The organism is Mesorhizobium intechi, from assembly GCF_002879535.1.
In the GTDB taxonomy this organism is placed as follows: domain Bacteria; phylum Pseudomonadota; class Alphaproteobacteria; order Rhizobiales; family Rhizobiaceae; genus Mesorhizobium; species Mesorhizobium intechi.
In genome coordinates, this window is sequence record NZ_PNOT02000353.1 from 1 (window position 1) to 11,112 (window position 11,112).

The following is an 11,112-nucleotide window of genomic DNA, read 5'->3' on the forward strand; positions in this document are numbered from 1 at the left end:
CAAGTCGGGCAAGATGTCCGCCGATCAGTTGAAGGCGGCCTGAAGAACGAATTCAGCCCTCCCGGTGACCACGGATGTACTGGCACCGGTGAGGGGCGAATTCTGGCGCGTGCCTTGAAGACCTGAGTTTCCAAGGAACATCATGCGCATGAGAGGAGCGTGTCCTGCGCATCCTTTGACATCCTGAAGGATGCACAGGGATGCGCGATACTCCCCAGGGAAGGTCAGGCGGTGCCTGGCCTTTTTCATTTTACGCTTGCTGCCGCCGAAAATGCGCTGCGCATCGGGCTTAACGTGCTAAGGGACGGCTTGGCAATTTGAATCCGCCGCCGTATTGCCCCGATGCCGTGTTGCTTTGTGCGTGATCCCGACCGACGGCCCGGTCTCGCGCTACCGGCACCAGGCTCCTGACAGGAGAAAGATTTTGACCGACCATTCGAAGACCGCCGCCGATCCGGCGGTGTCGCTGTTCAGCAAGACGCAAACCCAGTCGATGTCGCTCAATCGCATCCTATCCGAGCGCGACGCCGTCAGCGCGGCGCGGGAAGCCAAGACCGCCCGCTTGCGCGAACTGCGCCTGGAAAAGGAAGCCGAAGAATTGGCGGCCGCTGCTGCAACCGCGGCGCAGCCGAAAAGAGCCGGAAAACGCTGATGGCCACCAAGCGCGTACCGCCAACGCCGATCGCGGCCGATGCGACCATCGCCGACATGGTCGAAACCCTGGACAAGCCCGTCGAATATGTCCGGCGCGTGCTGGAAAAGCTCGAACGCTGCAAGCGCGCCCATGGCGATGCCCAGGTGCGCGTCGGTGTGCGCGGCCGCGCCGAAGCCCCGAACTACCTGATCGAATACGTTCGCGAGGACAAGAAGACCCTCGAGCGGGTCACCTATCAGGATGCCGCCTATAGCGGCAGCACGCATCGCGAACTGGCGCCCCATCACATCGCGGAAGCCAGGAACTGGTCGCCCGAGGAAATGAACATCACGGCGGTGTCGGCGCTGATCGGCCGCTTGCGCAATCCGCGCGCCCCATCATCGCGTTTCGCCGACGAGGACTGACATGGCCATTAAATTCTCCGCCAAGGACCAGCCGGCAGCGCCGGCTCCAGCAGCAAAGCCGGCCAAGCCGGCCGCCGCGAAGGCCAGCGAAGCCGCCGACCCCGCGACCGATCTGTTCAAGTCACCGGCCGAAGCGCCGGCGCGCAAGACAGGCAAGAAGAAATAGCGCCTTGCCGAGGGACGCCGATCGCAATCCTGCCGCGCCGGGGCTGCTCGCCCTGGCCGCAGCCGCAGGCCTTTCCTCACAACGCAACGCCGCGCCGCTCTTCGACTGCCAGAGCTGCGGCGCGTGCTGTTCCTATTCGGCCGAGTGGCCGCGTTTCTCCACCGAGGATGACGCCATGCTCGAGCGCATCCCCGAAAAATATGTAGCCCTCGACCTGTCCGGCATGCGCTGCGAGGGCGTGCGCTGTTCGGCCCTGACCGGCGAAGTCGGCAAGTCGACCGCTTGCGGCATCTATGAAATGCGCCCGGATGTCTGCCGTGCCTGCATGCCTGGCGACGAGGAGTGCCTGATGGCAAGGGCCGCGCACGGGCTGGCGGTAGGGTAGTTCCATCGCCCGCTTTGCGGCGCAAGGAAAACGCCGATCGCCGTTGCTTGCCTCAACTGGCGCCACCCGATAGCTTCCATGCCGGACAGGGCCGAGGAGGAAATCATCGTGAGCATCGAGTTTCTGTTGACGTCGCTGATCGTCGTGGCCTCGCCTGGCACCGGCGTTCTCTACACGCTGAGTGCGGGACTTTCGCGCGGGGCGCGGGCCTCGATCATCGCCGCCTTCGGCTGCACGCTCGGCATCATTCCGCACATGGCCGCCGCCATCACCGGCCTTGCGGCGCTGCTGCACACCAGCGCGGTCGCCTTCGAGACGCTGAAATATCTCGGCGTCGCCTATCTCATCTACATGGCCTGGAACACGCTGAAGGAGAAGGGCGGCCTCAGCGTCGAGGATAATGTCGCGCCGCGCTCGGCCGGCAAGGTGATTGCCACCGGCATCCTCGTCAACGTGCTCAACCCGAAACTGTCGATCTTCTTCTTCGCCTTCCTGCCGCAGTTCGTCAGCACCACCGAGCCCAATGCGCTGTCGAAGATGCTGGAGCTCAGCTCCGTCTTCATGCTTTTGACCTTCGTGGTTTTCGTCGGCTACGGCATCTTCGCCGCTTCGATCCGCCGCCATGTCGCCTCGCGGCCGATGGTGCTGACCTGGATGCGCCGAACCTTCGCCGGTGCGTTTGTCATGCTCGGCGCCAAGTTGGCATTGGCTGATCGGTAGCGGCGACCGGCCAGCTATCCCTTCACATAGCCCATCGCCTCGACGATGCGTCCGTCCTCTACACGCATGAGATTGACGCCACGGACGGAGTTGCCGTCGGCCATCCAGTAGCGCCAGCGAATGGTCGCCCGGTCGCCGGCGACAAAGGTCTCCTCTAGGTCGAAATGCGTGCCTGGCTGGGTGGCGATCGCCGACCAGAGCTGGACACACGCTTGCCGCCCCGAATGACGCGCGCCATCAGGCGCCGGCACGGTGTTTTCGATGACGCATTGTTCGGCAATCAGTTCGGGCAGTGCGGACGGGTCGTGCAACTGGAACACGTCGTTGAAACGCCGCATGATCTCGGCTGTCTGTCCGGAGCGGTCGTCTGGATTGAGGGTGATAATGCTGTCCTGTTTCATCTCGTTCTCCTGATGTCACTGTGCCTTGGTGGTGTTTGCGATGAGCTCGGCCTTGAGCGTGATGGAGGCCACGCCGGCCAGCGCGCGCGAAACGAGGCATGTCGCTTTCGCCCTCTCCGCGAGGTTCTGGAGTTCATCCGGAGCAAGCCCCGGAATCTCGGCTTGCGTTTCAAGCTCGATGCGGGTGATCGTTGGTCCCGCGGCGGTCGCGCCGAGATGCACCTTGGCGACGGTGCTGATGCTTGTCGGTACATAATGGGCTGTGCCCAGTATGGCGCTCAGGGCCATAGAGAAGCAGCCGGCATGCGCCGCAGCGATCAGCTCTTCCGGGTTGGTGCCTGGACCGTTCTCGAAACGCGACGGGAAGGAATAGGCGCCTTCGAAGACGCCGCTGCCGAGCTTCACCTTGCCCGAACCCTCTTTCAGCGTCCCTTGCCATTTCGCCGAGGCTTCGCGAATTGTCATTGTCGTTCTCCTTTGGTTTGAGGCATCGATGGATCAGGCGCAGTCGACGACCACCTTCCCGAAGACGTCGCCCTGCTGGAAATAGCGATAGGCATCGCGGGCCTCGGTGAAGGCAAAGACCTTGTCGACGACGGGCCGCAGGCGGTGCTGCGAAACAGCGCGCAGCATGGCTTCGAGATTGCTCCGGTTGCCGACGAAAAGGCGGCTGATGGTGGCGAGGCTGCGCTGGTAGAGCGCCGCCGGGATCTGGATCGATCCGCCTTTCGCATCCTGCAGGGTAAGCAGCACGATGTGTCCGTAAAGCGTGCTGGCGATCAGCGACTGCGAGAAGGTCGCAGGGCCACCGGTCTCGACGACGAGATCGATGCCGCCGGTCTGGTCGCGGACGGCCGCGCCCCATTCAGGAATATCCGATGTCGATATCACAAGATCGGCCCCCAGCGTCCGTAGCCTGTCGGCTTTCTCCCCGCGCGAGGTGACGGCCGCGACGCGGCAGCCGAGCCGCTTGGCGAACTGCAGTGCGAAGAGCGAGACCCCGCCTGAACCGATGACTAGAACCCATTGGCCTGGCTTTGGAATTCCGGCACTCGTCACCGCGTTCCAGGCGGTCACGCCGGCGCAGGTCAGCGTCGCCGCCTCATGCCATTCGAGATGATCGGGCAGGCGCGCCGCCCATTGTTCGTCGAGAACCGCGTATTCCGCCAGCATGCCGTCCAGCGTGCAACCCAGCTGGTCGATCAGACTGGCGTTTATGCGGCCGTCGATCCAGCGGGCGAAGTAGCTGCCGGTGACACGGTCACCGACGGCGAAGCGGGTGACGGCATCGCCGATGGCGACAACATCACCAGCTCCGTCGCTCAATGGAACGACGCTCCGGCGCGGCTGCAGTGGATAGGTGCCGTTGAGGATCATCGTGTCGCGGCGGTTGAGCGAGGTGGCACGGACGCGCACCACGATTTCATGCGGTTTCGGCTGAGGCTCTGGCTCGTCGCGCATCTCCAGGCATACAGTCCCGCCCAACCCGTCAAGACGATAGCTGCGCATGGTGTTGGCTCCAATATGTAGACTGATCTACATATTATGTAGACCGATTGTCATATTCGACGCAAGGCCTATAGTGATCTCTGCTGACAGAGGTTGACATGGCGAACGACACCCGCACCCGCATACTCGAGACGACAGCGCTGCTGCTCCGGCAGCGCGGCTATCACGGCACCTCGCTCAACGACATATTGAGCGCCAGCGGCGCGCCGCGCGGTTCGCTCTACTTCCATTTTCCGGGCGGCAAGGACCAACTGGTGATCGAGGTGACGCGTGACAGTGTTGCCGGGGTGACGGCGAGACTGGGCGAAGCGCTGGCCGCCGAAAGGGATCCGGCGGTGGCAGTCCATCATATCTATCAGTCGGTGGGGCGCATGCTGGAAGACAACCAGTTTTCGCTCGGCTGTCCGGTCGCGCCTGTCGTGCTGGACTCACCGACCGACGTGCCGGAGCTGGCGGATTTGTGCCGGGCAGCCTTCGAGCAATGGATAGGGCTGTTGCGTGAGGCCTTCGTCAGGGCCGGAGTGCCCGAACGCCGCGCCCACGCCCTTGCGCTGCTGGTCGAATCGTCGCTGGAAGGGCTGATGGTGATCGCCCGCGCCACCCGGGACCGCGCCCCTCTTCAGGCGGTGGCGGACGAGGTCGCGGCGCTGATCGAAACCGCGGTGCTTGCCGGCGAGGCACGGCATCGCGCGGAGGCCGGTGTCTGAAATCAAGCCCCCTGGTTCGGGAAGCAAGCGCTGGCGCTGAGGTTCGGGCCGTTAGCCAGCGACGTCAGGAAGGCCGGTAATACGGTCGTGAATTTGTAGGAAACTTGGACGCTCGAAAAGCCGGACAGGCCCGAGCAGGTGGTGTTGTTGCTGACGGTGATGTTGGCGTTGCCGAGCAAGATGCCATCGGTTGCCGCCCTGCCGCTGATATAGCTGGTGGCCGTGGCGGCGTCATAGACGCCGTTCTGCGTGCATCCGCTCTGCAGTACGCCGACGCAACGCGCCCCTGCCGCGGCGATTTCATTCAGCACATGCTGGGCCCAGTACATGCGGCCGAACTCGAACGTGCCCATCAGCACGAGCAGCAATGGCACCGACAGCAAGGCGAATTCGACGGCGTTGGCACCGGATCTGTCGCGCAGGAAGGATCGGCGACGGCTCATCGCGGCTGCACCACCGACTTGACCGTGATGTTGCCGTTACTGACGATGCCGAAGCCGCCGAAAAGCGGCGTATAGGGCTTGCTGGCCGTGACCGTCACGAATTTCCCCGCGAGCCCGCCGGCACCGCAGACGCTGCCGCATGTCGCCGGAGCGCTCCATGCCACGGTCCCGGCATTGCCTGGGCAGTAGCAAAGGTCGGCATTGGAGGCCGTGCCGCTCTGGGTGGCCGTGGATGTGGTGGCATTGTAGGCAAGTGCCGCACCGTTGTTGATCACGACCTGAATGCTGCCGCCATTGCCGCTCAGGCCGCTGGTGACCACCGTCGCAATGTTGCCGGCCAGCGCGCCGCCGCCGGTGGAATTGACCTTGTCGCCATTGAGCAGCGCATAGTTTGAACCGGCCGAAACCGCCGAGCTCAGTTCGAATTTGGCCTTCAACGAGCCTCCTATGTCGACGGTTCCGGCCAGGATGACCAGCAGTACGGGGCTGACCAAGGCGAACTCGACCGCCGACACGCCGGCTTTTTGGCGCCGCAGGAAGTCTGTGAACGCGAAACGCCGGCTGGCCGGCAAGCCGCGGCCGGGGCGTGACTGATTTCTCATTGCACGAGGCTCACCTTGCTGCTGCCACCGGCACTCGAGGCGGCGATGCATTCCGATGCGGCTGTGGTGCCGCCCGACAGCGTGATGCGTGAGCCGACCATCTGCAGGCACTTGCTCGCGTCCGTGTTCGATCCCAGCACGCTCGAGCCGCCATTCATGATGATCGGGCCGTAGGGAAAATAGAATGCGCCTGATATCTGGGCGTTGGAGCCGCCTTCGGCGAAGGTCGCGCCGCCGGTGTTGGAACTGCTGGTGGGGCCGATCACCGCCAGCTTCGCCGTCGCTCCCGACTGGGGCGCGGTGAGGATGATGTTGCTGTAGCCGGCGGCCACGCAGAAGACATAGCCGTTGCAACTTCCCGAACTGGATTTGGCCTTTCCCGATAGGACAAGCGTCACATTGGCGCCACTGACGCTGATCGTGCTGCCGTTGCAGTTGGCGCTGCCGCCGCCATTGCCGCCCAGCGCGAAATAGCCGTCCACCGTATAGACGCCGGCGCCGAGCAGGATGGCGCCCGAGCCGATGAAATTGCCGGCGATGTCATGCTGAGCCGCGGCCGGCACGACAAAGCAGCTGCCGCCGCCGCCGCCATTTACATTGCCGACGACCTGGAAAACGCTACTCGCGCCCGTCGCATCGGCCATGATCGTTGTCGAACCGCCCCCGAGCGTGATCGCGTCGCCATTGCTGCCTGGCCCGATCTTGTATGAATTGGTCGAGCCGGAGCCGAAGGTGAGCGTACCGGTGTTGGTGTAGCCACCCGGGAGCTCGAAAGTGCTCGGTCCGGCAAAGATCAAGGCGGCCGCGTTGCAGATGCTGACCTGTCCCGCGCCGTTGCAGGCGGTGTCGCTACGGCCGATCCTGAAAGTCCCGGCGCCGAAGGTGGTGGTGCCGTAGCCGGTGGTCAGGCCCTTGGCGAAGTTGAACGTGCCCGCGCCAAAGGTCGTCGTTCCGGAGGCGGTCACCTGCTTGCCGAAATTGTAGGTGCCGGCGCCGAAATTGGTGGTTCCGGCCGTGGTGAGGGTCTTGGCGAAGTTGTAGGTGCCTGGGCCGAAATTGGTGGTGGCACTGGTCGTGAGATCGCCGGCGATATTGTAAACCGTCGTAGCCGCGCCGCTGGTGGCAAAGTTGAGATTGATGCCGCCGCCAATGGTGATGGTGCCCAGGTTGACCGTGGTTTTGCTGCCGCAGTCCAGCGTCCAGGTTGATGACGACGATGCCCAAGCGGCCGTGCAGCCGAGCGCGTTCGCCTGGCCTTGAGTGGGGCCCGTGTTCCAGCCGAAGTCGATGTTGTTGCCGTTGGGAGTGGTTGGGGCTGTTGGCGCGATTGTCGTCGAAAGCGCGGCAAGCGTTGCAATGCGGGCCACGGCGGCGGTGACCGCGGCATTGCCTGCGAGCGGGTCGGGGGTTGATTGCTTGGTGATCACCGCGGTCGCCCCGCCTGGGCCGGTGATGCCGCTGCAAGGCTGGCTCGGGGCGGCGGCGGAATTGTAGTTGACGCCGATCGCCGAAATGCTGGTGCCGCAAGGGACGGTCACCGTGCTGTTGGAAGAGACGGTGCACTTCTGCGCCGAGATCGAAGTGCCGCCGCTCAGCGTCAGGCCGGTCTGTGTGCCGTCGAGCGCAAGCATGCAACCGGGCGTTTGCGGCTGCGCGCCAAGCTCGGCAACCGAATTGGCATAGATCTGCAATTGCTGGCGATCATTGAGGACGCGTGCCAGGAACAGCGTCCTGTAGGTGTTGATCGACACCGAAACCGCGTTGACGCCGGTCGTTTTCGGGGAGGCAACCAGGCTGACCTGCACATTGGTTGCAGGAACGCCGTTGAGCACCGCGACGCCGACGGCGGTGGCAGTCATCTGCGAGGTGGACTTGTTTGCATTGTAGGCGAGGGCGCCCGCATAGGCCGACAGGTCGGCGACCCGCTGATTGTCGGCCCGCTCGACGAGGGCTGCGCCATATTCGGTCACCAGGGCGGCCATGCCGATCAGGACCGGCATCACCAGTGCCGAGATGATCAGCACGTTGCCATCCCGGTTCCGCAAAAATCGCCGGAAAAATTGCATCGATGGGTACCCGACACGCTGCCCGCTGGAGCAACCTCGTCGTGCTCCCATTCTTAAGTAAACGCGAATGTGTTAAAAAATATTGTCCGACAAATTGCGCGGCCTAGCCAGGAAGCGGTCTAAAACTTTGATTTCGCTGGAAAATTGTCAAGAAAGGAAGTTGCACGATCGAGTGGCGCCGAACCGATACCGGCCATCTTCGCGGAAGCCGAGGGGCGACAGGGTGCCATTGGACAAGACAATGAAAAAGGGCGGCATCGCTGCCGCCCTTCGTATCCACAAGCCAGGAAGCTTGGATTAGAAGTCCATGCCGCCCATGCCGCCCATGCCGCCGCCGCCCATGCCGCCAGGCATGCCGCCGCCAGCCGACTCCTTCTTCGGAGCCTCCGCGATCATGGCTTCGGTGGTGACGAGCAGGCCGGCGACCGAGGCCGCGTCCTGCAGAGCCGTGCGCACAACCTTGACCGGATCGACGATACCCATGGCGATCATGTCGCCATATTCGCCGGTCTGGGCGTTGTAGCCGAACGTCGCCCCCTTGTTCTCAAGGATCTTGCCGGCAACGATCGATGCTTCCGCACCGGCGTTCGAGGCGATCTGGCGGGCCGGAGCCTGCAGCGCGCGACGCACGATGTTGATGCCAGCGGCCTGGTCGGCATTGGCGCCGGCAGCCTTGATGTTGGCCGAAGCACGCAGCAGGGCCACGCCACCGCCGGCAACGATGCCTTCTTCCACGGCCGCGCGGGTTGCGTTCAGCGCATCGTCAACGCGGTCCTTCTTTTCCTTGACTTCGACTTCCGTCGCACCGCCGACGCGGATCACCGCAACGCCGCCCGCCAGCTTGGCGAGACGCTCCTGCAGCTTCTCCTTGTCGTAGTCCGAAGTGGTCTCTTCGATCTGCTGCTTGATCTGGGCAACGCGACCCTGGATCTCGGCCTTCTTGCCGGCGCCGTCGACGATGGTGGTGTTCTCCTTGGAGATCGACACCTTCTTGGCGCGGCCGAGCATGTTGAGGCCGACATTCTCGAGCTTGATGCCGAGGTCTTCCGAGATGACTTGGCCGCCGGTGAGGATGGCGATGTCTTCCAGCATGGCCTTGCGGCGATCACCGAAGCCCGGAGCCTTGACGGCGGCGATCTTCAGGCCGCCACGCAGCTTGTTGACGACCAGCGTGGCCAGGGCCTCGCCTTCGACGTCTTCCGAGATGATCAGCAGCGGCTTGGAGGTCTGCACGACGGCTTCGAGAACCGGCAGCATTGCCTGCAGGTTGGAGAGCTTCTTCTCGTGGAGCAGAATGTAGGCATCCTCGAGATCGGCAACCATCTTGTCGGCGTTGGTGACGAAGTAGGGCGAGAGATAGCCGCGGTCGAACTGCATGCCTTCGACGACTTCGAGTTCGGTCTCGGCGGTTTTGGCTTCCTCGACGGTGATGACGCCTTCGTTGCCGACCTTCTGCATCGCTTCCGCGATCATCTTGCCGACCGACTCGTCGCCGTTGGCCGAGATGGTGCCGACCTGGGCGACTTCCTCGGAGGTCTTGATCTTCTTGGCAGCCTTGCCGAGAGCCGCGACGACCTCGGTGACGGCCAGATCAATGCCGCGCTTCAGGTCCATCGGGTTCATGCCGGCGGCAACCGACTTGTGGCCTTCCTGGACGATCGACTGCGCCAGAACGGTCGCGGTCGTGGTGCCGTCGCCGGCGATGTCGTTGGTCTTCGAAGCAACTTCGCGGACCATCTGCGCGCCCATGTTCTCGAACTTGTCCTCAAGCTCGATTTCCTTGGCGACGGTGACGCCGTCCTTGGTGATGCGCGGAGCGCCGAACGACTTGTCGATGACGACGTTGCGGCCCTTGGGGCCGAGCGTGACCTTGACCGCGTCGGCGAGGATGTTGACGCCGCGCAGCATGCGCTCACGGGCATCGCGGGAGAATTTTACGTCTTTGGCAGCCATGTTTAACTCCTGGCAGGGGCTCGGATCGAGCCCGAAGATTCAAGATTCAGTTGATGGTAGGCCGATGATCAGCCGATGATGCCCATAATGTCGGATTCCTTCATGATCAGAAGGTCTTCGCCATTGAGCTTGACTTCGGTGCCCGACCACTTGCCGAACAGGATGCGGTCGCCAGCCTTGACGTCCAGGGGCACCAGCTTGCCAGCTTCGTCGCGCGCGCCAGAGCCGACGGCGATGATTTCGCCTTCCTGCGGCTTTTCCTTCGCCGTATCCGGGATGATGATCCCGCCGGCGGTCTTGGATTCGGATTCGACCCGGCGAACGACCACGCGGTCATGAAGCGGGCGGAACTTCGACTTTGCCATTTTTTCTTCCTCGAATGAGAACGGTGAGAAACAGTTCCTCCGTCCGGCGCCGCCGGACATATAGTTAGCACTCATCAAGAGCGAGTGCTAACGTGGCGCTGAAATAGGCCGCCGACCTGCGAGAGTCAAGGCGCGGGGCGGCCTCGAAAAGCGGTATTTTTTTCCACGCATCGGGTCTTAGAGAAACAGCCGCAACTGCGTGTGGATGATGGACCGGTAATCCTCGATGGTTTGGCGGCTTTGCGCCTCGCCCTCCGCGAGCGCCAGGCGCACCACGCCACCGGCGAGCTGAAAGATCAACAGAACCATGCGTTCGAACTGCTCATGCTTGCCCGGCTCGATCAAGGCGGTGACATGGTCGCAGAACATCCTGGCCTGATGCCGGGTTTCGGCGATGTCGAGATTCTTGAGCGCCTTGTCGGCCTGGATGGCGTTCTGCAGGTCCTGGATGGCCGGATCGCCGGCGACGCGACCGAGATAGTCGTCAAGCAACCGGTCGGCAGCGGCTATGACGTCCTTGGCTTCGCGGACGTCGGCGAGGATATCAGTCAATCGCGCGCGGCTCACCTCCGAAAACCGCTCATAGAGCATCGCCAGGATCGCCGACTTGCTGGGAAAGTAGTGATAAACGGTGGCGATTGGTCCGCCCGCCAACGCACCGACTTCCTTCATGGTGACGGCGTCGATGCCCTTCTCGCCGATCAGCCGCATGGTCGTCGACAGTATGGCGTCGATG

At 63.3% G+C, this 11,112-nt stretch carries 15 protein-coding genes; 6 read left to right on the forward strand and 9 right to left on the reverse strand.

The genetic code is table 11. The features are described from left to right. The first annotated feature begins 424 nt into the window (after nt 1–424). The 5 genes from C1D09_RS29670 (at nt 425) to C1D09_RS29685 (ending at nt 2,330) form a co-directional block, all read left to right on the forward strand. Nucleotides 425–652 (forward strand): hypothetical protein, encoded by a 228-nt coding sequence (locus C1D09_RS29670; protein WP_143977535.1) that lies wholly within the window; start codon nt 425–427, stop codon nt 650–652. Further along, complete coding sequence (locus C1D09_RS29675; RefSeq protein WP_010915422.1) at nt 652–1,059, forward strand: hypothetical protein; 408 nt, start codon at nt 652–654, stop codon at nt 1,057–1,059. The genes C1D09_RS29670 and C1D09_RS29675 overlap by 1 nt, the downstream gene beginning before the upstream one ends. 1 nt (nt 1,060) lies before the next feature. Then, nucleotides 1,061–1,225, forward strand: a complete 165-nt coding sequence (locus tag C1D09_RS33350; protein WP_167514805.1) for a hypothetical protein — start codon at nt 1,061–1,063, stop codon at nt 1,223–1,225. Nucleotides 1,226–1,229: 4 nt separating this feature from the next. Next, nucleotides 1,230–1,610: a YkgJ family cysteine cluster protein gene (locus C1D09_RS29680; RefSeq protein ID WP_143977536.1), complete on the forward strand. Its 381-nt coding sequence runs from the start codon at nt 1,230–1,232 to the stop codon at nt 1,608–1,610. Nucleotides 1,611–1,718: 108 nt separating this feature from the next. Then, nucleotides 1,719–2,330 carry a LysE family translocator gene (locus C1D09_RS29685; RefSeq protein WP_095770916.1) on the forward strand — a complete coding sequence of 204 codons (612 nt, stop codon included), beginning with the start codon at nt 1,719–1,721 and terminating at the stop codon, nt 2,328–2,330. A 14-nt stretch (nt 2,331–2,344) separates the two neighbouring features. Here the strand turns inward: C1D09_RS29685 and C1D09_RS29690 are convergent, their stop codons facing one another. From C1D09_RS29690 to C1D09_RS29700, 3 genes are read right to left on the reverse strand one after another with little or no spacing between them, the layout of a single operon-like run. Beyond that, nucleotides 2,345–2,731 carry a nuclear transport factor 2 family protein gene (locus tag C1D09_RS29690; protein WP_143977537.1) on the reverse strand — a complete coding sequence of 129 codons (387 nt, stop codon included), beginning with the start codon at nt 2,729–2,731 and terminating at the stop codon, nt 2,345–2,347. Nucleotides 2,732–2,746: 15 nt separating this feature from the next. After that, on the reverse strand, nt 2,747–3,196 hold the full coding sequence (locus C1D09_RS29695; protein ID WP_143977538.1) for an OsmC family protein: 450 nt from the start codon (nt 3,194–3,196) through the stop codon (nt 2,747–2,749). Nucleotides 3,197–3,229: 33 nt separating this feature from the next. After that, nucleotides 3,230–4,240, reverse strand: a complete 1,011-nt coding sequence (locus tag C1D09_RS29700; protein WP_143977539.1) for a zinc-dependent alcohol dehydrogenase family protein — start codon at nt 4,238–4,240, stop codon at nt 3,230–3,232. A gap of 98 nt (nt 4,241–4,338) precedes the next feature. On the opposite strand from C1D09_RS29700, the gene C1D09_RS29705 reads away from it, so the two are divergent. Beyond that, the gene (locus C1D09_RS29705; protein WP_143977540.1) at nt 4,339–4,947 is read left to right on the forward strand and encodes a TetR/AcrR family transcriptional regulator; all 609 of its coding nucleotides are present in this window, start codon (nt 4,339–4,341) and stop codon (nt 4,945–4,947) included. A 2-nt stretch (nt 4,948–4,949) separates the two neighbouring features. Here C1D09_RS29705 and C1D09_RS29710 read toward each other — a convergent pair whose 3' ends face one another. The 6 genes from C1D09_RS29710 to C1D09_RS29735 all read right to left on the reverse strand — a co-directional run bounded on the left by C1D09_RS29710 (nt 4,950) and on the right by C1D09_RS29735 (nt 11,111). Continuing rightward, the gene (locus C1D09_RS29710) at nt 4,950–5,390 is read right to left on the reverse strand and encodes a TadE/TadG family type IV pilus assembly protein (RefSeq protein WP_246135921.1); all 441 of its coding nucleotides are present in this window, start codon (nt 5,388–5,390) and stop codon (nt 4,950–4,952) included. Then, on the reverse strand, nt 5,387–5,992 hold the full coding sequence (locus tag C1D09_RS29715) for a TadE/TadG family type IV pilus assembly protein (protein WP_246135922.1): 606 nt from the start codon (nt 5,990–5,992) through the stop codon (nt 5,387–5,389). The genes C1D09_RS29710 and C1D09_RS29715 overlap by 4 nt, the downstream gene beginning before the upstream one ends. Continuing rightward, entirely contained in the window at nt 5,989–8,016 is a 2,028-nt protein-coding gene (locus C1D09_RS29720; RefSeq protein ID WP_246135923.1) for a Tad domain-containing protein, read from the reverse strand. The genes C1D09_RS29715 and C1D09_RS29720 overlap by 4 nt, the downstream gene beginning before the upstream one ends. 339 nt (nt 8,017–8,355) lie before the next feature. Beyond that, complete coding sequence (groL, locus tag C1D09_RS29725) at nt 8,356–10,011, reverse strand: chaperonin GroEL (RefSeq protein WP_095770579.1); 1,656 nt, start codon at nt 10,009–10,011, stop codon at nt 8,356–8,358. 68 nt (nt 10,012–10,079) lie between these two features. Continuing rightward, the gene (gene groES / locus C1D09_RS29730; RefSeq protein ID WP_006203049.1) at nt 10,080–10,376 is read right to left on the reverse strand and encodes a co-chaperone GroES; all 297 of its coding nucleotides are present in this window, start codon (nt 10,374–10,376) and stop codon (nt 10,080–10,082) included. Nucleotides 10,377–10,553: 177 nt separating this feature from the next. Further along, the gene (locus C1D09_RS29735) at nt 10,554–11,111 is read right to left on the reverse strand and encodes a TetR/AcrR family transcriptional regulator (protein ID WP_246135924.1); all 558 of its coding nucleotides are present in this window, start codon (nt 11,109–11,111) and stop codon (nt 10,554–10,556) included. Between the last annotated feature and the right edge of the window lies 1 nt (nt 11,112).

Coding starts and splice junctions, on each gene's coding strand:
- C1D09_RS33350 (WP_167514805.1), top strand. CDS start 1,061: ATGGCCATTAAATTCTCCGCCAAGGACCAGCCGGCAGCGCCGGCTCCA.
- C1D09_RS29700 (WP_143977539.1), bottom strand. CDS start 4,240: ATGCGCAGCTATCGTCTTGACGGGTTGGGCGGGACTGTATGCCTGGAG.
- groL (WP_095770579.1), bottom strand. CDS start 10,011: ATGGCTGCCAAAGACGTAAAATTCTCCCGCGATGCCCGTGAGCGCATG.
- C1D09_RS29695 (WP_143977538.1), bottom strand. CDS start 3,196: ATGACAATTCGCGAAGCCTCGGCGAAATGGCAAGGGACGCTGAAAGAG.
- C1D09_RS29675 (WP_010915422.1), top strand. CDS start 652: ATGGCCACCAAGCGCGTACCGCCAACGCCGATCGCGGCCGATGCGACC.
- C1D09_RS29710 (WP_246135921.1), bottom strand. CDS start 5,390: ATGAGCCGTCGCCGATCCTTCCTGCGCGACAGATCCGGTGCCAACGCC.
- C1D09_RS29705 (WP_143977540.1), top strand. CDS start 4,339: ATGGCGAACGACACCCGCACCCGCATACTCGAGACGACAGCGCTGCTG.
- C1D09_RS29715 (WP_246135922.1), bottom strand. CDS start 5,992: ATGAGAAATCAGTCACGCCCCGGCCGCGGCTTGCCGGCCAGCCGGCGT.
- groES (WP_006203049.1), bottom strand. CDS start 10,376: ATGGCAAAGTCGAAGTTCCGCCCGCTTCATGACCGCGTGGTCGTTCGC.
- C1D09_RS29690 (WP_143977537.1), bottom strand. CDS start 2,731: ATGAAACAGGACAGCATTATCACCCTCAATCCAGACGACCGCTCCGGA.